The sequence below is a fragment of the Pedobacter sp. P26 genome, assembly GCF_050632135.1.
Lineage (GTDB): Bacteria > Bacteroidota > Bacteroidia > Sphingobacteriales > Sphingobacteriaceae > Pedobacter.
Window position 1 is genome coordinate 1,379,842 of the sequence record NZ_CP192574.1, and the last position, 18,238, is coordinate 1,398,079.

General features: G+C 38.5%; 15 protein-coding genes. 8 read left to right on the plus strand and 7 right to left on the minus strand.

Features of this window, described 5'->3' with window-relative positions; all coding sequences use genetic code 11:
* Window positions 1–50: 50 nt before the first annotated feature.
* The 4 genes from ACQ86H_RS06505 to ACQ86H_RS06520 all read right to left on the minus strand — a co-directional run bounded on the left by ACQ86H_RS06505 (window position 51) and on the right by ACQ86H_RS06520 (window position 4,964).
* Window positions 51–1,136 (minus strand): Ldh family oxidoreductase, encoded by a 1,086-nt coding sequence (locus tag ACQ86H_RS06505; RefSeq protein WP_431294220.1) that lies wholly within the window; start codon window positions 1,134–1,136, stop codon window positions 51–53.
* Between the two features lie 77 nt (window positions 1,137–1,213).
* Window positions 1,214–2,800, minus strand: coding sequence for a bacillithiol biosynthesis cysteine-adding enzyme BshC (gene bshC, locus ACQ86H_RS06510; RefSeq protein ID WP_138818175.1), 1,587 nt, complete (start codon window positions 2,798–2,800; stop codon window positions 1,214–1,216).
* Window positions 2,801–3,124: 324 nt separating this feature from the next.
* On the minus strand, window positions 3,125–4,528 hold the full coding sequence (locus tag ACQ86H_RS06515; RefSeq protein WP_431294221.1) for an alpha-L-fucosidase: 1,404 nt from the start codon (window positions 4,526–4,528) through the stop codon (window positions 3,125–3,127).
* 28 nt (window positions 4,529–4,556) lie between these two features.
* A complete protein-coding gene (locus tag ACQ86H_RS06520) occupies window positions 4,557–4,964 on the minus strand; it encodes an alpha-L-fucosidase (RefSeq protein WP_431294222.1) in 408 nt (135 codons plus the stop codon).
* 209 nt (window positions 4,965–5,173) lie between these two features.
* Here ACQ86H_RS06520 and ACQ86H_RS06525 point away from each other — a divergent pair, with 209 nt between their 5' ends.
* Entirely contained in the window at window positions 5,174–5,506 is a 333-nt protein-coding gene (locus ACQ86H_RS06525; RefSeq protein ID WP_138818172.1) for a hypothetical protein, read from the plus strand.
* Between the two features lie 81 nt (window positions 5,507–5,587).
* On the opposite strand, the gene ACQ86H_RS06530 is transcribed toward ACQ86H_RS06525, so the two are convergent.
* The 3 genes from ACQ86H_RS06530 to ACQ86H_RS06540 form a co-directional block, all read right to left on the minus strand.
* Complete coding sequence (locus ACQ86H_RS06530) at window positions 5,588–7,492, minus strand: DEAD/DEAH box helicase (protein ID WP_138818171.1); 1,905 nt, start codon at window positions 7,490–7,492, stop codon at window positions 5,588–5,590.
* Between the two features lie 321 nt (window positions 7,493–7,813).
* Window positions 7,814–8,662, minus strand: a complete 849-nt coding sequence (locus ACQ86H_RS06535) for an alpha/beta hydrolase-fold protein (protein ID WP_138818170.1) — start codon at window positions 8,660–8,662, stop codon at window positions 7,814–7,816.
* A 37-nt stretch (window positions 8,663–8,699) separates the two neighbouring features.
* Complete coding sequence (locus tag ACQ86H_RS06540) at window positions 8,700–9,167, minus strand: DUF4293 domain-containing protein (RefSeq protein WP_138818169.1); 468 nt, start codon at window positions 9,165–9,167, stop codon at window positions 8,700–8,702.
* 319 nt (window positions 9,168–9,486) lie between these two features.
* Here ACQ86H_RS06540 and ACQ86H_RS06545 point away from each other — a divergent pair, with 319 nt between their 5' ends.
* The 7 genes from ACQ86H_RS06545 (at window position 9,487) to ACQ86H_RS06575 (ending at window position 18,229) form a co-directional block, all read left to right on the plus strand.
* Window positions 9,487–10,098 carry a tRNA pseudouridine synthase A gene (locus ACQ86H_RS06545; protein ID WP_431294223.1) on the plus strand — a complete coding sequence of 204 codons (612 nt, stop codon included), beginning with the start codon at window positions 9,487–9,489 and terminating at the stop codon, window positions 10,096–10,098.
* Window positions 10,099–10,228: 130 nt separating this feature from the next.
* Window positions 10,229–12,001, plus strand: coding sequence for an ABC transporter ATP-binding protein (locus ACQ86H_RS06550; RefSeq protein WP_431294224.1), 1,773 nt, complete (start codon window positions 10,229–10,231; stop codon window positions 11,999–12,001).
* Between the two features lie 36 nt (window positions 12,002–12,037).
* Entirely contained in the window at window positions 12,038–12,409 is a 372-nt protein-coding gene (locus ACQ86H_RS06555) for an RNA polymerase sigma factor (RefSeq protein WP_431294225.1), read from the plus strand.
* A 50-nt stretch (window positions 12,410–12,459) separates the two neighbouring features.
* Window positions 12,460–12,624 carry a sigma factor-like helix-turn-helix DNA-binding protein gene (locus ACQ86H_RS06560; RefSeq protein ID WP_431294226.1) on the plus strand — a complete coding sequence of 55 codons (165 nt, stop codon included), beginning with the start codon at window positions 12,460–12,462 and terminating at the stop codon, window positions 12,622–12,624.
* A 94-nt stretch (window positions 12,625–12,718) separates the two neighbouring features.
* The gene (locus ACQ86H_RS06565; RefSeq protein WP_138818165.1) at window positions 12,719–13,891 is read left to right on the plus strand and encodes a FecR family protein; all 1,173 of its coding nucleotides are present in this window, start codon (window positions 12,719–12,721) and stop codon (window positions 13,889–13,891) included.
* A 140-nt stretch (window positions 13,892–14,031) separates the two neighbouring features.
* The gene (locus ACQ86H_RS06570; protein WP_138818164.1) at window positions 14,032–17,340 is read left to right on the plus strand and encodes a SusC/RagA family TonB-linked outer membrane protein; all 3,309 of its coding nucleotides are present in this window, start codon (window positions 14,032–14,034) and stop codon (window positions 17,338–17,340) included.
* A gap of 10 nt (window positions 17,341–17,350) precedes the next feature.
* Window positions 17,351–18,229, plus strand: coding sequence for a RagB/SusD family nutrient uptake outer membrane protein (locus ACQ86H_RS06575; protein ID WP_431294227.1), 879 nt, complete (start codon window positions 17,351–17,353; stop codon window positions 18,227–18,229).
* Window positions 18,230–18,238: the final 9 nt, after the last annotated feature.

Sequence of the window (18,238 nt, forward strand, 5' to 3'; positions counted from 1 at the left end):
GATCTTCGCGCTTTGCTTCTCAGCACCCTTTGCGGTTAAATAAAAACGAATTACTTCAGTTCTGCTATTCCCAGTTTCACAGCAAGTTCATTCAGGTCTTTTACCACAACATCGATTAATGGAATACCACTGATTTTCCTTTCCTGCTCAAATTCGTGTTCAGGTTCGCCGGGAATGATTACCTTTTTATCAGGATCTATTGTTTTTGCGCTTTTAAAGCGTTCTACCCAATTATCTAAATGATTTTTGAAGTCTGCAGCGGGTCTGAAGCCGTCTACACGCATAGCGCCTAAAAAGTGGCCAAGTCCTTCGCCAACCGGATTGGACGATGGCTCTAAGAAAGCTACAAATGGAGGTACCCATGGTCCGTAATTGGCGCCAGATAATACTGCCGATAAAATATCAACCGTTGCGCTCAAACCATAACCCTTATGGCTGCCATGGTCTTTATCACTCCCTAAAGGAAGAAGCGAGCCACCGTTTTTTAGTTCATTAGGATCGGCAGAGTTTTCGCCATTTTTATCCTGAACCCAGCCATCGGGAATACTTTTATTTGCCCTTTGCGCAATTTCTAACTTTCCATTAGCAGCAGCTGCGGTGGCCATATCCACAATTACGGGTGGGTATTTTCCCGCTGGAAAGGCGTAACACATTGGGTTAGTGCCTAATAATCTTTCATTTGCATAGGTTGGTGCAACCAGCGGACTCGCATTGGTCATACTGATGCCGATCATATCCTTTTCAACCGCAATCAAAGCATGATAACCGGCAATTCCAAAATGATTGGAATTTTTAACTGAAACCCATCCGCTACCATATTTTTCTGCTTTTTCGATTGCAATCTTCATTGCGAAAGGTGCAACTACTAAACCTAAACCTGCATCGCCATCTACAGTGGCAGTAGTAGGTGTTTCATGTACGATTTTGATGTCGGGCTTAGCATTGATTCTTTTCTTTTCCCAAAGACGTACATAGCCACTTAAACGGGCAACGCCATGCGAGTCGATCCCCCGTAAATCTGATCGGATTAATACATCGGTTGCTAAACCGGCATGCTCATCAGAACAGCCCATTTTTTTAAAAACGTTGTAGGTGAAGGTTCTAAGGTTGGTTTCAGTAAAGGTGATGAAGTTCATTTTGTTAGTATCAAGTAGTAAGTATCGAGATTGGCGCTTTGAGGTATCGGCTTCCGACTCCGGACTTCGGACTAATATTACGGCAATAAAACAGTAAAATCGCCACCCAGTGGTTCGAAGTTTTCTATGCAGGATGAAAGAAAATCTTCTCCATAATTTACATACATGGGCGCAATATTCAAGATTCTTTCTTGCAATGTTCCATTGGGGAAAAGTCTTTTCTTTACATTATCAATCTGTAGCAATGCCGTTTCATGCTTTCTTTTCTCTGCCCTGAATAGTTTCTTTTCCAGGTTAGCTAACAAATGGTTGGTTCTTTGCTTCGCCGTATCGGCAGAAACAGAAAGTGTTTTATCAATTTTATAGGCATTGAGCTTAATCTGATCGAAAATACTGTTGATGGCTCTTGTTTCATCAGCTAAACTCAATTCTGCGGTTGTATTCCGTTTGACCCAAATGTTTTTTAATTCTTCAACCGGCAGGAAAATGTCTTCTAAAGAAAAGCCTAAATGGTATAAATTCTGAGCACTGCGTTGATCTATCAATAAAGCTGAATTACGCAATAGTAAAACCGGAAAATCGACCTTGTAGAAATCGAAATTTGCTTTCAGTTGCATCCAGTAAGCTACCTCGGCGCCACCACCTATATAAGCGATATTAGGTAAAATAACCTCCTGGTACATGGGACGCATCACTACATTCGGACTAAAACGTTCAGGATGTGATTCGATTTCAGCTTTTAGTGTTTCTTCTGTAAAACTGATATCTGTGTGGTTTACGATATATTTTCCTTTTTCAAAGATCAAACGCTCACGCAAATTATCAATTAAATAAAAGAAATTAATGTCGCGCCCGTTTACCTGGGTTTTATAGCCTAAATCCTCCAGGTTTTTTGAGCTGTTTTCTATGTTTTTAGCACTGTTATGCTGAATAATATCTTCAGTAATGATATTAGCAAATTGTTTTTTTAATAATTCATCATCTGCATTCACGATCACCAGTCCATATTTCTCGAATAAGTTGTTGACCAAAAACCTGGTGGCATCGGCCAAATTATCGTGTTGCAAATAGGCCTGTTCGACCAATTTGGCAATCCGTTTTCCGTTTTTAGAAATACCCAGGTAGCCTTTGTAGGCCGTTACTGCAGCAGCAACGGTTTTGGTGCTTAATCTTCCGGTGGCACCGTTGGTTTGCTGTATCCAGCTGATGTTTTTCTCATCAACACTTACATGGTTAATTTCATCGAAATCATGATCCTCAGTAGCCATCCAATAAACCGGAACAAAATTCTTTTCAGGATGTGCCATTTTTAGCTCAATGGCTAAATTAATAGTGGTTACAATTTTATAGATGAAATAAAGTGGTCCGGTAAACAAGTTTAACTGGTGACCGGTAGTTACAGTGAAAGTATTGTCGAGGGCTAAAAGTTCGATATTTTTCGTAACCGATTTATTAGGCTGTAAATGCCGGTATTGATCTTGCAAAACCTGCACTAAGGTAGTCCGGTCTCCGGGGAAATTTCTATGCTTAATTGCGCTGGCTAAACCGGCCATGTCGGGGCGGTAACTGTAAAAAGCTTTAAGCTGTTCTTCATCGTTAATATAATCTAAAACCAGTTTTGAAAATGATCCGGTTTCCTGATAAGAGATATATTTTGCCTGCATGATTTGCGAAAGTAATGCAATTTAAGGATAATCTTAAAGTCGCGCCACTATTTTACAATTGTTAAATAATTTTTTGCCACGGAAGCGTGGAAATCACATATGCTCATCCTCCTGACTTAGTTTTATAAAAACATATAAATTTTGATGACTGGTTTTTTGTGGGTTCGTCATTTCGACCGGAGTGGAGAAATATTTTAAATTTCAATTTTTATCGTAAATGATTCAAAGATCTCTCCATTCCATTGCACTCCAGTAGACACGAAGACTTTTCTGTTGGAATCTGTGTTTAGTATCGGAGCCGAAGGATTTTTAAACGGAACATAATTAGAGGTTGCTTTCAATGGCGCCGACTTTTTCACGGTACAGATCAATCGGGCTATCTAAAAGTACAGCAATTACAGTTAATTCAGGATCTAATTTGTCTTTAGGCACTGGAATGTAAACAATACCCGGTATTTTGCTCCAATACAGTTTGTTATAAATTTCGTGCGGAAGCATGGTGCCTTCACCTACAATCCTGATCCTGCTGATGTTATTTTTTAAACCTTTAATGGCAATTGGCCCGGTTGGCGTGCCTTCTACAAATAAATAAAGCGTTTGTTTATCTGCAGAAAGTGCGGTATTGCCCTGATAGTGACCTGCCAGAATTCCACCCGTTGTTTTGTATAGTGCTTCCGCATTTTTAATTACCCAGTTGTTCACTGTTTGATCCAAAGGTTTAATGTTCGCGTTGAAATTCATTCCATCGGCTGCTAAATTGGTGTCATTAAAAATATTGATGCCCTTATCTAAGGTTTTAGCTAACTTTTTCAGCTTGTAAGATGCAGAATTCAATTTCTTATTTGCCGTAAATAAATCTTTTAATGAAATAGCTTCATTTTTGGCTTCAATAAGGCTGACAGGCTCGTTAAAACTCACTTTTATTACAGTAACGTCTTGATCAAAATCAGTTAACGGAATATTAAATATATAGTCTGAGGCACTAATGTTGGCAAATTTTACCTCACCACCACCAACTAGCTGCATGTTTTTTACTTTTGATTTTATACCCGATAGCAAAATGCCTTCATCTGTTTTATAATCGAGGTAAAGGAATAGGGTTTTTCTATCTTTCGAAACTGCAGTTTTTCCATTGAAATGTTTTTCAGAGATACCTGCTTGCGTTTCGTAAATGGCCTCACTGTGTTTTTTGGTCCAGCAGCCTAAATCCTTTAAAATTTTAACCTGCTCTGGCGCAATAGTTCCATCCGCTTTTGGTCCAATATCAAGCAATAAGTTACCGCCCATACTGATACAATCAACCAATGTACGGATAATCATGTTGGATGATTTATAGTGATTGTCATAAGGCTGATAGCCCCACGAATCGTTCATGGTGTAACAAAGTTCCCATTCAGGCGAGCTTGGTTTTACCACCGGAACACCTTGTTCGGGTGTATCATAATCTCCATGGCCATTTAACCGGGAGTTGATGATGATATTCTGATTTACCCTGCGTAAGTCCGATAATATATTTTTGGCCTGCCATTCTTCTCCACTATGCTCCCAATCGCCATCAAACCATACCAGGTCAGGATTATATTTGGTCGAAAGTTCATTCAACTGCCCTTGGAAATAGTTTTGAAATTTTTTAAAGCGCGCGGGATTCTGTTTATAATCGTAACGTTTCCTGTCGCGGGTAAAACCATCATAATCCGGATAACTCCAATCAGGTAATGAGAAATACAAGCCTGTTTTTAATCCTGTTTTTTTAAGTTCAGTTACAAATGGGGTGATTAAATCTTTTTGCTGCGCTGCTTATTACTGTTGTGGTTGCATTCGGAATTTTACTATCCCAAAGGGCCACACCATCATGGTGTTTGGTGGTAATTACCGCATATTTAGCACCGCTTTCTTTGATTAAGTTTACCCATTCTTCTGGTTTGTATTTTGCAGCGGTAAAACCATCAAGCTGTTTCATGTAAGCATCATGATTGATGTAGTTGTTAAAAAATGACCAAGATTCGGAAATACCGTTAACCGAATAAATACCCCAATGGATGAAAATGCCCAGTTTGGCATCGGCAAACCATTGCATTTTTTGATCAGAAACCTTTTGTTGGGCAGAAAGCCTGCTGTTTATGAATAGTGCAAATAAAATGATGAAAAACTTTAAATAACGCATGATCTTATTAGTATATATAAACGTTAAATATAATATTTCGAAAGCGATTTGGTTAGGAAAATATGCGCGTTTGTATCATTTAAGTATGTCAGATAGAAATATCTGACACCGCTGTTGTACTCATTGATGCTGTGAAATTTGTAAATTATACTTAGATTTCGTGTCAAATGTCAATATCCTGCATTACTAGAATAAAACAGACTCACACCTTGGAAAAAGTAACTTTATTTTATCTGGAAAAACCTGACATCAAAATATCGATGGAATTGTATTTTAATGATAATGACCAATTGTACTTTGATGGATACGATATTGGAAAATCGGTAAAAGAGATATGGGGAGATTCTGATTATGAGTATTGCTATTCCATTGAATTGAAAGAAGTAGCTAAATTTTACCAAATATTCAATTTAGAGCAGGGTGACAGATCTGGTTTACTACAAGCTTTGAAGCTTCAATTTAGTGGAAATAAAGCTTATTCATTATTTGGTGAATTCATGGATGCTGAGAATATTAAGTATGATCGTTTTTCTTGGGCCTGACGGTAGTTGAAAATTTTAAATTGCATAAAAAAACCGGCCTCGAATAAACAAGACCGGTTTGTAAAATATTGTTTTTTTAATTTACCATTTTTTTCTGCGCTCGCCGCTTCCACCTTCACGGTTTCCGCCTTCTCTGCGTGGGCCTCCGGTGTTACCACCTTTGTCATCACGGCTACGACCAGAGAAATCCCTGAAACCGCCACCGCTGTTTCCGCCTTCGCGTCTTCCGCTGCCACCGCCAGATCTTCTCTCACCTCCGCCACGGTAACCACCGCCACCGCCGCTTCTGCGTTCTCCGCCGAAACCACCGCTACGTCTTTCACCGCCACCGCGTCTTTCGCCAGCACCTTCACCACGACCACCGTCTCCGCTTTTCTCAATACGAACCTGACGTCCATTGAATTCAACGGATTTAAAGCCTTCGAAAACTTTGTCAGCTACAGCGTCTTCTACTTCAAAGAAAGAGAAAACACCTTTTAAATCGATTTTACCAACGCTTTTACCGCCAATTTTACCGTTGTTACAGATAAATGATAACATATCGCCGCGGGTAAACTCATCTACAGAACCTAAGTTGATGAACAAACGGGTGTAACCTTCGCTACCACGTCCGCGTCTTTCACCACGCTCACCTCTTTCACCACGATCATCACCAACAGCAGCATTTAAATCAGGAGCTTTAGAGTAGTAATCCAGGAAACGGTTAAATTCTAATGAAGCAAAACGTTTAATTACATCTTCCTTAGATAAATCTTTGAATTCATCCATGATACGAGGAATGTACTGATCAATTTGCTCTACATTAACTTCTACGTTATGTACTTTATGTACCAAAGAGAATAATTGTTTTTCACAAACGTCAAATCCTGTAGGAAGCTCAGCTTTGGTGAATTGTTTACCAATAATGCGCTCTAACTGACGGATTTTTCCTAATTCTTTAGAGTTGATGATACAGATAGAGATACCGGTTTTACCTGCACGGCCAGTACGACCAGAACGGTGGGTATAACTTTCGATTTCGTCAGGTAAAGAATAGTTGATTACGTGTGTTACATTGTTTACATCGATACCACGGGCAGCAACATCAGTAGCAATTAACAATTGCATGTTGCGCTCACGGAAACGTTGCATTACTTTATCACGTTGTTGTTGCGATAAATCGCCGTGTAAAGCATCAGCATTGTAACCATCTTTAATTAAATGCTCGGCAACATCTTGTGTATCCAATTTGGTTTTACAAAATACTACAGCAAAAATTTCAGGGTTAAAATCTACAATACGTTTTAAGGCAGCGTACTTATCACGTGCACGAACAATATAATATTCATGTTCGATGTTTACGTTACCTGTATTTTTTGTGCCCATAGTTAATTCTACAGGGTTATCCATATAGTTTTTAGCTATACGGCGAACTTCTGCAGGCATGGTAGCCGAGAATAACCAGGTTTTTTTGTCATCAGGAGTAGTTGATAAAATGTCGTTAATGTCGTCCTGGAAACCCATGTTCAACATCTCGTCAGCTTCATCAAGCACAACATATTTAACGTTTGAAAAATCAATTGCCTTACGGCCAATGATATCCAGCATACGGCCGGGCGTGGCCACTACGATCTGAATTCCCTGACGGATTTCGCGTAGTTGTTGCATAATGTTCGCGCCACCGTAAACGGCAACAACGTGGGCATTAGCAATGTTTTTAGAAAAGTTTTTAAGGTCGTTAGCGATTTGCAAGCATAACTCACGGGTAGGGCATAAAATCAATGCCTGTGGTTTGTTAACTTTAAAATCGATTAGTTCTAACAGCGGCAAACCAAATGCGGCTGTTTTTCCTGTTCCTGTTTGGGCCAAACCAACAAAATCATTAGTGCCTTCTAACAGTACAGGAATACTTTGCTCCTGAATAGGTGTTGGAGTTTCAAATCCAAGATCCTTTACGGCATTAACGACGTCATCACTTATCCCCAATAATTGAAATGGGTTTGTCATTCGTCTTTTTATTTTTAATTGAGCCGCAAAGGTAAGGTTAATAATCCGTATTTCACAGATAATCAAGTAAATAGTTTTTTAAGGCTAAATATTTGAAAATAAGGAAGTAAGGGGTGATGTGAAATGGATGATGGAAAATGAGGAATGAAGCAGGTTTAGATTGAGGACGTGATTGTGATAAGGATGTGTGTTTTTTACCTGGAAAGCAGTTGAAGTGGGCTTAGGTTGCATCAGTCCCGTTTTCCGTTTCAATCTTTCAAACCTTTCAAGTTTTAAAAGGATTATCACTCCAACCGGGTTTAGGTGGCGGGCTTAATGCAATTATTTACGTGTATTTTTAAATAACCACTTCGGTAACTCATAGGTTAATAGTTCTGGAGCAAATATATCGTTGTGGGCAAGATTGTCGAATTCCCAAAACCTGGTTTTGTTTTGATAGCTTACCTCTTTAAAGAATTGCTTGTCGCTGTTGAAGGGGTTTTCACTGTCTATATTGCCATGGATCAGCCAGATTGGAATGTTTGCGAGTCGATTTACCTGGTTAAATTGAGGTATGCCCGAAATACTGATTCCTGCGGCGAATACATCTGGTTTTAATGCTAAAGCATTGATCACTGAAGAAGCCCCCATTGAAAAGCCAATGAGGTAAATTCTTTTCTCATCAATGTTTAAAGTGCTTTTTAAACTATCAATCAGTTGTAATGCCGTTGTTAGGCAAGGCTGTGGTACTGAAGTTAATGCATTTCTGTTTCGATCTAAAACATAATTCGACGAACGTGAAGGAAACTGGGGTGCTAAAATAAAAGCAGGGTATTTCGCCTGTATTTCATCGGTTGCAAATAGTTTTGCCAAAATACCTAACTGACTGGTATTATCGGTTCCAACCGCATTCGATCCATGAAACACGATCACTAATGGAAGTTTGCTTTTAGCGTGATTAGGTTTTAATAATCGGTATACAATTGCGGTATCGGCTGTGCCTTTGAATGATGCTTTCGTAAAACCATCGGTATTTAAGCCTTTGATCTCTGCTATTCTCTGTTTAAGGTAAATAGAATCAACACTTTTATCGATTTTGGTTTTTCCGAAAGTGTTGATACGCTTACTGCAGGATAAGATTCCGCAAAGCAAAAATACAGCAAAAATATAAGGGACATTGTTTAATTTCATCCGGGTAGAGCGGTAATTTTCTGCTGAAATTAAAGAATTATCGCAACCTTTCAGCCGAACGGATTAATCTTTCGTCTTTATTGATACCGAAAATACCCAACACAACAAATAAAATAGCCAATGCGGGCAAATAAGCACCGAAGCCAAAACTTGCACCCTCAATACCGCCGGGTAACTTTTGAGCATAAATACTGCACCAAAAAGCAAAACCACCGATTAATATGATCGAAACGATGGCAAAGCGTTTTTGGAAACTTCTCTTTTTATAATTGAAAATATTGATAAAACAAATAAGTGCAACAGCAATATTGGTAATGAGTAAGGGTAGATGAAATGCCACTGTGAATCCACTTCCAGATTTTCCGATTAATGTTTGATGTAGTCCCGTTGTATATATTGCAACTTCTGTTTCATTGCCTACTTTAGTTGCGATAGGTAAAAACAACATTAAAATTAAGGTTAAAGCCGCTAAAAAAAACCAGATCGATTGTATTCTTTGTATCATGAATGTAAAATGTATAGCAACAAATCTAGCCTTTTTTGAGAAAAGAAAGAAAGATTAAAGTTCCGAATAGGAACAGGGATTCATAAGACGCATTAATTGATGTCTATGATGGAAGTTTGCTCCAAACTCCCACCTTAGCGCTTTGCCCTTTGCCTGCTAAACTGTACTTTTGCATCACTTTGAGTAAAAAAAGGTATTTCATCCAATTGGCTTATGATGGCAGCTTGTACCACGGCTGGCAAATTCAACCTAATGCAATCACCGTTCAGGAATTGTTAGATAAGGCGATGTCTGTTTTTTTAGGCAACCAATCGAAACATTGGGCTGTGGAAGAACGGATGCTGGCGTGCATGCCACAGATTTTTATGCCCATTTTGATGTTGAAAATGTAGAAGAGCTTAAGGTCTTGAATGCCATTACAGGAATCAATGCCATGTTACCTTATCAAATTGCAGCAAAACAGATTATACCCGTACATGATGATGCCCATGCCCGCTTTGATGCAACTGCCCGTGCTTATAAATATTACATTCACTTCGAAAAAAATCCTTTCAAGCTTAACAGATCATGGTTGGTTAAAGATAAATTGGATGTAGAAGTGATGAACGATGCAGCGGCATTATTATTAAATTATACCGATTTTTCGTGTTTTAGTAAGTCGAACACACAAACTTTTACCAATAACTGTAAAATAACCAAAGCCGTTTTCGAACAAACGGAAGATGGACTGGTTTTTACCATTCAGGCCGACCGTTTTTTACGCAACATGGTGAGAGCCATTATGGGTACTTTGGTACAGATCGGTAAAAAAGAAATAAATTTAACGGATTTTAAAGCAATTATAGAAAGTAAAAACCGCAGCAATGCTGGTCAATCGGTACCTGCTTGTGGCTTGTACTTAGTGAAGATAGAATATCCTTATATAAGGTAGAAGGGATTAAGGTGGAAGGTACAGCGACCACCATAGAAAAAGTGAAATTACAACAAAAAAGATAGTATAATTTAAATTTTAAGACGGTGTAAGGTCTTATACCCTAAACCTTACACCCTAAACCCTAAAAATGGCAGTTACAGGCGACGTATACAACACCGGATTACTGAAACGTATTTTTCAATACGTAAAGCCTTACCGTACCGTGTTTGTGTGGTCGGTTATTTTAACCATTATGCTCGCGGCTATTTCTCCGGTACGTCCGTTTTTAATTAAGTATACGCTTGATCATTATATTTTAACAGGCAATTATTCTGGCCTGGTGAATATGACAATGCTCATGATCTTTATGTTGATTTTACAGACTTTGATCCAATATAATCATACGCTTTTAACCAATACATTAGGTCAATCGGTTATCCGCGATCTGCGGATCAATGTTTTTAACCATATTACGAAACTCCGCCTAAAATTTTTCGATAAAACACCCATTGGCCAGTTAATCACCAGGACAGTTTCAGATTTAGAAACCATTGCGGATATCTTTTCGGAAGGTTTAATCTCCATGATCGGAGATAGTTTGCAGGTGGTGGTAATTGTATGTGTAATGTTATACACCGATTGGCAATTGAGTTTAGTGGTACTTTTACCTATTCCCCTGTTAATCATGGCTACCCGGAAATTTCAGAAAGCCATTAAAGTTGCCTTTCAGGAAATCAGGAATGAAGTATCCAACCTGAATACCTTTTTACAGGAACACATTACAGGCGTATCTATTGTGCAGTATTTTGCGAGGGAGAAACAGGAATATAGGAAATTTTATGCCATTAACAAGCGCTATCGTAATGCCAATATCCGTTCTAACTGGTATTATTCTATCTTTTTTCCTGTGGTGGAATTAATCTCCGCTATGTCATTGGGTTTATTGGTTTGGTATGGTGCAAAAAGTATTCTTTCTAAACCTTTGGATGTAACGCCCGGAACCATTACACAGTTTATCATGTACCTGGGCATGGTGTTTACGCCGATCCGTCAGCTGGCAGATAAATTCAATACTTTGCAGATGGGAATGGTTGGTGCCGAACGTGTTTTTAAAGTTTTAGATACTGATGAAACTACGCCAAATGAAGGAACACAGAAACCAGCAAAGCTGGATGGGAACATCAAATTTGAGAAGGTTTGGTTTGCCTATAATGATGAAAACTATGTGTTGAAAGATTTATCGTTTGAAGTAAAATCAGGCGAAACCGTAGCATTAGTAGGGGCAACCGGAGCGGGTAAATCTTCTACCATCAATATCCTGAACCGCTTTTATGAAGTCGAAAAAGGAGATATTATCGTTGATGGCATCCGTATTGAAGATTTTGACCTGGATTACCTGAGAAGTAATATCGCAACCGTACTCCAGGATGTTTTCCTGTTTTCGGATACGATTTTGAACAACATCACACTCAATAATCCCGAAATTACGCTCAATGAAGTAGTAAATGCAGCCAAAAAGGTAGGTGCGCACGATTTTATAGAACGTTTGCCAGGTGGTTACCAATATAACGTAATGGAAAGAGGAGCAACGCTTTCGGCAGGGCAGGCCCAACTGATCTCTTTTATCCGTGCATTGGTCCACAATCCGGCTATTTTAGTATTGGATGAAGCCACTTCTTCAGTTGACACCGAAACGGAATTATTGATTCAGAAGGCTATTGATAACTTAATGGAGGGGCGTACTTCGATCGTAATCGCCCACCGCCTGTCAACTATTCAGAAAGCCGATCAGATTATTGTGCTGGATAAGGGAGAAATCAAAGAAAAAGGCACACACCAACAGTTATTAAAGTTAAACGGCTATTATAAAAAGCTTTACGATCTGCAATTCTCCTCAAAAGGGATTGCTAAAAGTTCTTAAAAATGATTATGTTTGGTTTCCCAACAAACCTAATCATTGAAAATTCTGAGAAATAGTGATGACGATTATGTGCTTTTTGACTTATTAAAGCAAGGAGATGAAGTTGCGTTTGGCAAGATTTATAATCTGTATTGGGCAGAACTCTATAACGCCGCCTACAAGCGTTTACCCGAAAAAGAGAAATGCCAGGATATTATCCAAAATATTTTTACCGATCTCTGGAATAGAAAAACAGAACTGGATCTAGAAAAACCATTGGCTTATTTACATACCGCAGTCCGGTTTCAGGTACTAAAACATATTTCCAGAAGCCCAAAAAATAATTTTTTTGCCGAATCTTTCGAAAATGAATTAATTTCCCCCTACAGACTGATGGTAAGTTGTTGGAAAGGGAAGTGGCGGAATTAATAGCGTTTTTTATAAAAGCGTTGCCCGAAAAGCGCCGAAAAATATTTTTAATGCACTATTTTGACGGTTTATCGACCGCACAAATTTCTATCGAACTCAATATTTCTCAAAAAACGGTTCAAAATCAATTAACCACAGCTACCCACGCTTTGCGTTTCAGGTTAACCCATCTGTTTTTAGTAGTTTCTGTCGTTATTACTGCAATTTCCAAATAAGTTTTAGCCCTGTTTTAATTTTGTTTAAAATATTTTAAAATTCTTTTGGGATATTTTATGCTTTCTGGTACATCTATATAAAAGTCAGAAAAAAATGATCCCTTTTAACAATAAAAAAGAACTGCAGAAAATCATTCAACGTTATGTTTCGGGAACAGCAACTGCTGATGAAATTCTTTTTGTAGAAAAATACTATCAATACTTAGATAAGAACCCGAACGTTCTGGATCAAACTGATGCTGATGAATTAGCCAAAATGGGTGAAGCTAATTTAATGGCCATCAAATCTAAAATTAATGGCATACAAAAGCCTAAAATAAATCCACTTTATAAATACATTTCCGCAGCAGCCATATTGCTCTTAATTTCTGGAATCACTTTTGTTTTTCTGCATAAAACTGCACCATTGCCTAAAAATGAACTTGCAGGAAATAAAGTTTTAGATATTTTGCCAGGTACCGATAAAGCGATTTTAACCCTTGCCGATGGATCAAAGGTTATTTTGGATGAGCACACCGCTGCAAATATTAGCGATACCAATGGTTTAAGAATCTCGAGGACAAAAAATGGGCAGTTGGTATATACCATTCTTGATCAAAAAGATTTAAAAAACGCATCAGCATTTAATACTATTCAAACGCCAAAAGGTGGGCAATATCAGGTTATTCTGCCCGATGGTACAAGAGTTTGGTTAAATGCTGCTTCATCTCTAAAATATCCTGAAGTATTTGTAGGTAGCCAACGTACCGTAGAACTCACCGGCGAAGCATATTTCGAAGTGGCTAAAAATAAAGCAAAACCTTTCCATGTTAAAAACCATAATCAGGATGTAGAAGTATTGGGTACGCATTTCAATATCAATAGCTACATGGACGATAACACTATTAAAACCACTTTGCTCGAAGGAAGTGTTCGGGTAAGCAATGGTAAATCGACCAGGATTTTAAAACCAGGAGAGCAGTCTGTTGCTGATATTTCGGGCAATGGCAGCATCAGGTTGGCTGCCAATGTAGATACGGATGATGAAACCGCCTGGAAAAATGGTTTGTTCCAATTCAATAATGCCAATCTGAAAAGTATTTTAAGTCAGTTAGAAAGGTGGTACGATATCAATATAGATTATAGCTCAGTTCCTGATAAAAAATTTAACGGTATGGTTCCGCGTAAGGCAAAACTATCTGAAGTATTAAAGATGTTGGAGAAAACCGGAAGTATCAGGTTCGAGATTGTAGATGGAAGAAATTTAAAAGTATTACCGGAAAAATAAAACCGCTCGCAAGCTAATCAATCAATTTACACCTAAACCAAACTGAATGTATGAACTTTTACACTCAAGGTAATCAATCCGATGCCCCAAAGGCTGTGGGCTGTATTACAAACTATTTAAACCAACCATTTATTAGGACTATGAAACTTTTTATTATTCTAATGACGGTTTTATGCGTGCAGGTAAGTGCTTTGGCATTTTCCCAAAACATTAGCATAAACCAAAGGAACGTGCCGCTTGTACGCGTTTTAAAAGAAATTAAACGACAAAGCGGGTATTTCTTCCTGTATGATGCCGATTTAATCGAAAAACAATCGAAACCGGTAACCATCGATCTTAAAAATGCAGAGATCAAAGAGGTACTCAATCAGGTTTTAAAAACTCAGCCATTTAGCTGGGAGATTAAAGAAAATACCATTTTAATTATGCCCATTGCAAAAAGCAACAACACTAAAGCAATTGATGTTAGTGGCAAAATTGTTGATGAAAAAGACAATCCTATGCCAGGTGCTTCAGTAAAAGTTAAGGGCCAACCGGCTGTTTCAGTTACCGATAATAATGGAAATTTTGTCATCAGAAATGTTGATGAAAATGCCGTTCTGGTTATTTCTTATATTGGTTATACGGATAGGGAAGTAGCAGCCAAAAGCCAGTTGGGAACTCTTAAATTAAGTTTGTCGGCTGGTACATTAAATGATGTTGTAGTAACAGGTTATACCAGTTATAAAAAAACGCAATCTGCAGCAGCAAGTTCTCTGGTTACTTCCGATAAAATTAATCAGGTTCCGGGTTTAACTTTAGATCAGATCTTGCAGGGGCGTGTGCCGGGCATGAGCGTTATCTCAACTTCAGGCCAGCCAGGTACAAGTGCATCTGTTGTAATTAGAGGAATCGGTACCATTAATGGTGTTAGGGGGCCACTGATTATATTGGATGGCGTACCTATCGAGGCAGGCTATTTCCAAACCATTAACCCTGATGATATAGAATCAGCAACAGTGCTAAAAGATGCATCAGCTACCGCTTTATATGGTTCGAGGGGGGCTAACGGGGTAATTGTTTATACCACTAAAAAAGGCAAGGCAGGTAGTGTTTCTGTAAGCTATAATTCACAGTATGGTTTTTCTAATCTGAGCAGGCCAAACTTTGTAATGATGAATACCAGTGAGCGTTTACAGTTTGAAGAAGAAATTGGCTTAACAGGGGTGAACATTGGCCCGGGATGGACATATTCTCCGAAAAACCCATCTTACGCAGCAGGAACGGCAGCATCAAGAGGCCGCGCAGATTTTATTTTAGATAGTTTAAGGCAGATTAATACCGATTGGAGAGATATCTTTTTCAGAAAAGGTAAGTTTCAGGAACAACAGGTGAGTATTAGCGGTGGTAATGATAAACTGCGTTTTTATAACTCATTAAATTATTACAGCCAGGAAGGTGTCGCCGTAAATACAGGCCTTAACCGCTATGCACTCAGAAGTAATTTAGACTTTAATGATGATAAATTTAGTGGGGCCGTGAACGTATCATTAGGTTATTCTCAATCTACTTTTATTGATGGAGAAGGCGCTACTACGGCAGGCACACCAATGTCTGCAGTTTATTATGCATTGCCTTATGAGAAACCCTATGCCTTCGATGGTACGCTGGTGCATCCAGGTATTAGTAGTCTGCCTAAGTATAATATTTTGGATCAGCGTGAAGGAACCCTGGCCCTGGAACGTTTGCTAAATTCCAGTAATAAAACCGATCAGTTTAAAGCCATAGTTGGCGGTTCATTTGCTTATCAGATTTTACCATCATTAAAGGCAACTACCAGATTTGGTATCGATTATAGAAATTCATCAGATGAAAACTATGTTAATCCAAATTCTTATTACGGCTCTAGATCTGTTGCAAATACCCTGGGTGGAAAAGGCCGTTTAGATGAGATTAGCCGTAGAAATTTTGGCATAGTATCTACAAGTGGTTTAACCTTTGCTAAAACATTTGATAGTAAACACGATGTTGAATTTTCGGCATTGTACGAGTATATATACAATGACTATAAATCTTTCGGTTACAGAGGGTTTGGTATAGATGATCGCTTACCGGAAACACCTGCTGGCATAACCGTAAGCACGGTTTTCTTACCATCACTTTCCGGAAGTAAAACACGAAATGCCATGGCATCATTTATGGGCATTGGCCGTTATACCTACGATCGTAAATATACTTTAACCGGAAGCTACCGTTATGATGGTTCTACAACTGTTGTCGAAAAAAATAAATGGCATGGTTTCTATTCTGTAGGTGCCAATTGGAATGCTAAACAGGAAGATTATCTTAAAAATTTAGAAATTATCTCAGATCTGAGTGTTAGGGTAAGTTACGGAACTGCAGCAAGTCCATTTGGCGGCAATTTCGATTACCAGCAAGCCTACGGTAATACTACCTATGGCGGTAATGTTGGGATTAGGGCAACTGCCGCAGGTAATATAGATTACGACTGGGAGTACGTAAGTACATTTAATGCTGGTTTCGACCTGAGTTTGTTTAAAAGCAGCAGATTACGTTTGAGTGGCGATTTCTATAATAAAATTACCAGCAATATGTTCATCAATCAGCCTCCATCGGCCGTTGCAGGTTATGCAACTTTGCCTTTAAGTTCGGGTAAAATGAGAAACAGGGGTATCGAATTTGACGTTAGCGGAGATGTAATTAAAACCAAAGATTTTATATGGACAGTTGGCGCTAATGCAGGCTACAATAAAAACATGATTTTACGCGTGAGCGATGTAACTGATAATTTCCCTGATGGAGATTCGAGAATTATAAAAGTTGGATTGCCTTATGGAACTTATTTTGCGCCAGATTGGGCAGGTGTAAACCCGCAGACCGGAGAGGCTCAATATTATAACCTTGATGGCAGTATTACTACACTGTACAATGCGAATACCCAAAGTACCACAAATTCTGGCAGCATGTACCCGACATTTACCGGTGGATTCAATACCTCATTAAGTTATAAAGGAATAACGGCTTCTGCGCTGTTTTCTTTTGTAAGCAATGTAATGCGTTGGAATAATGAAGATTTCTATAACGAAAACAGGACCTATCGTACCAGTAACCAATCGGTAAGGATGTTGTATAATCGTTGGCAAAACCCCGGCGATACCGGAGATGATGCCATTTTACAAAGATTTGATATCCCTAGAAATTTCACTTCGAAAGATATTCAGGATGCTTCTTATCTAAGATTAAGAAATGTAACTATTGGTTATACTTTACCTAAATCGATCTTGGAAAAAACTAAAATCATCAAAGGTGTTAAAGTATTTGTTCAGGGCCAGAATCTATTTACCTGGACCAGTTGGAGAGGTTTGGATCCTGAAAACAATGATGTTTTCGGACGTTTTCAATATCCAAATACCAGAACGTACACTGCAGGAATTAATGTTAACTTTTAATAAGTAAGTTATGATTAACAAAATATATACAAAATGCACTGTGTTATTGGCAGTAGTATTATTGGTAGCATCTTGTACCAAACTAGATTTTAAGCCAACAGATTTAATTTTACCTGAACAAGCATTCAGGAACATTACAGATGTTAATTTAGGAGTAATTGGCGCTTATGCACCAATTGATTATTCTACATTAAGCTATAGTTCAATCGTTTCTGACGAAGCCATATATCCGCAAGAAAATACAGTAGGAAACAGCGATGCATTCAGGTGGCTGTACAATGGGTCTAATGGTTCTGTTACCGGATTGTACTATACAAATTATACAGCTATTGATAGGGTTAACCGGGTTTTAGAAGCAATGGAAAAATTAACTTTTACGGGAACAGATATTGCTTTGGCCGATCGTTATAAAGGTGAGTTACTGGCGCTCCGGGCCTATTTGCATTTCGAATTGTTAAGGGCTTACGCATCTTCCTATCAAACAGGCGCCTTAGGGGTAACCTATATGCAAAAATCTGCTATCATTTATCCAGCCAGAGAAACTTTTGAGGCTGTAATTGCAAAAGCAAAAACAGATTTAATCGCAGCAAAAGCATTAATTCCGGCAACCTTTACCGATAAAACGAGGATTACGAAAACTGCAGTTTCGGCAATTCAGGCACGTGTTGCTTTGTACGAAAAAAACTGGGCTGATGCCATTACCTACTCAACTGAAGTAATTAATGCTTTACCTTTGGCTACCAAAGCACAGTTTCCTGGTATCTGGACCGATGCAAATGATGCTGAAGTAGTCTGGAAATTAAAACGGGTAACCGGTGATTCAAGAACCGGAGATTTCTTTTCAGACAATCGGGTAGCTATGTTTTATATGCGCCTTCATTTAAATTAATTGCAACAT

What these genes read in the sequence shown, in the direction of transcription:
- ACQ86H_RS06505 (WP_431294220.1), bottom strand. Translation starts at nt 1,136, where the DNA reads ATGAACTTCATCACCTTTACTGAAACCAACCTTAGAACCTTCACCTAC.
- bshC (WP_138818175.1), bottom strand. Translation starts at nt 2,800, where the DNA reads ATGCAGGCAAAATATATCTCTTATCAGGAAACCGGATCATTTTCAAAA.
- ACQ86H_RS06520 (WP_431294222.1), bottom strand. Translation starts at nt 4,964, where the DNA reads ATGCGTTATTTAAAGTTTTTCATCATTTTATTTGCACTATTCATAAAC.
- ACQ86H_RS06530 (WP_138818171.1), bottom strand. Translation starts at nt 7,492, where the DNA reads ATGACAAACCCATTTCAATTATTGGGGATAAGTGATGACGTCGTTAAT.
- ACQ86H_RS06535 (WP_138818170.1), bottom strand. Translation starts at nt 8,662, where the DNA reads ATGAAATTAAACAATGTCCCTTATATTTTTGCTGTATTTTTGCTTTGC.
- ACQ86H_RS06540 (WP_138818169.1), bottom strand. Translation starts at nt 9,167, where the DNA reads ATGATACAAAGAATACAATCGATCTGGTTTTTTTTAGCGGCTTTAACC.
- ACQ86H_RS06550 (WP_431294224.1), top strand. Translation starts at nt 10,229, where the DNA reads ATGGCAGTTACAGGCGACGTATACAACACCGGATTACTGAAACGTATT.
- ACQ86H_RS06560 (WP_431294226.1), top strand. Translation starts at nt 12,460, where the DNA reads ATGCACTATTTTGACGGTTTATCGACCGCACAAATTTCTATCGAACTC.
- ACQ86H_RS06565 (WP_138818165.1), top strand. Translation starts at nt 12,719, where the DNA reads ATGATCCCTTTTAACAATAAAAAAGAACTGCAGAAAATCATTCAACGT.
- ACQ86H_RS06570 (WP_138818164.1), top strand. Translation starts at nt 14,032, where the DNA reads ATGAAACTTTTTATTATTCTAATGACGGTTTTATGCGTGCAGGTAAGT.
- ACQ86H_RS06575 (WP_431294227.1), top strand. Translation starts at nt 17,351, where the DNA reads ATGATTAACAAAATATATACAAAATGCACTGTGTTATTGGCAGTAGTA.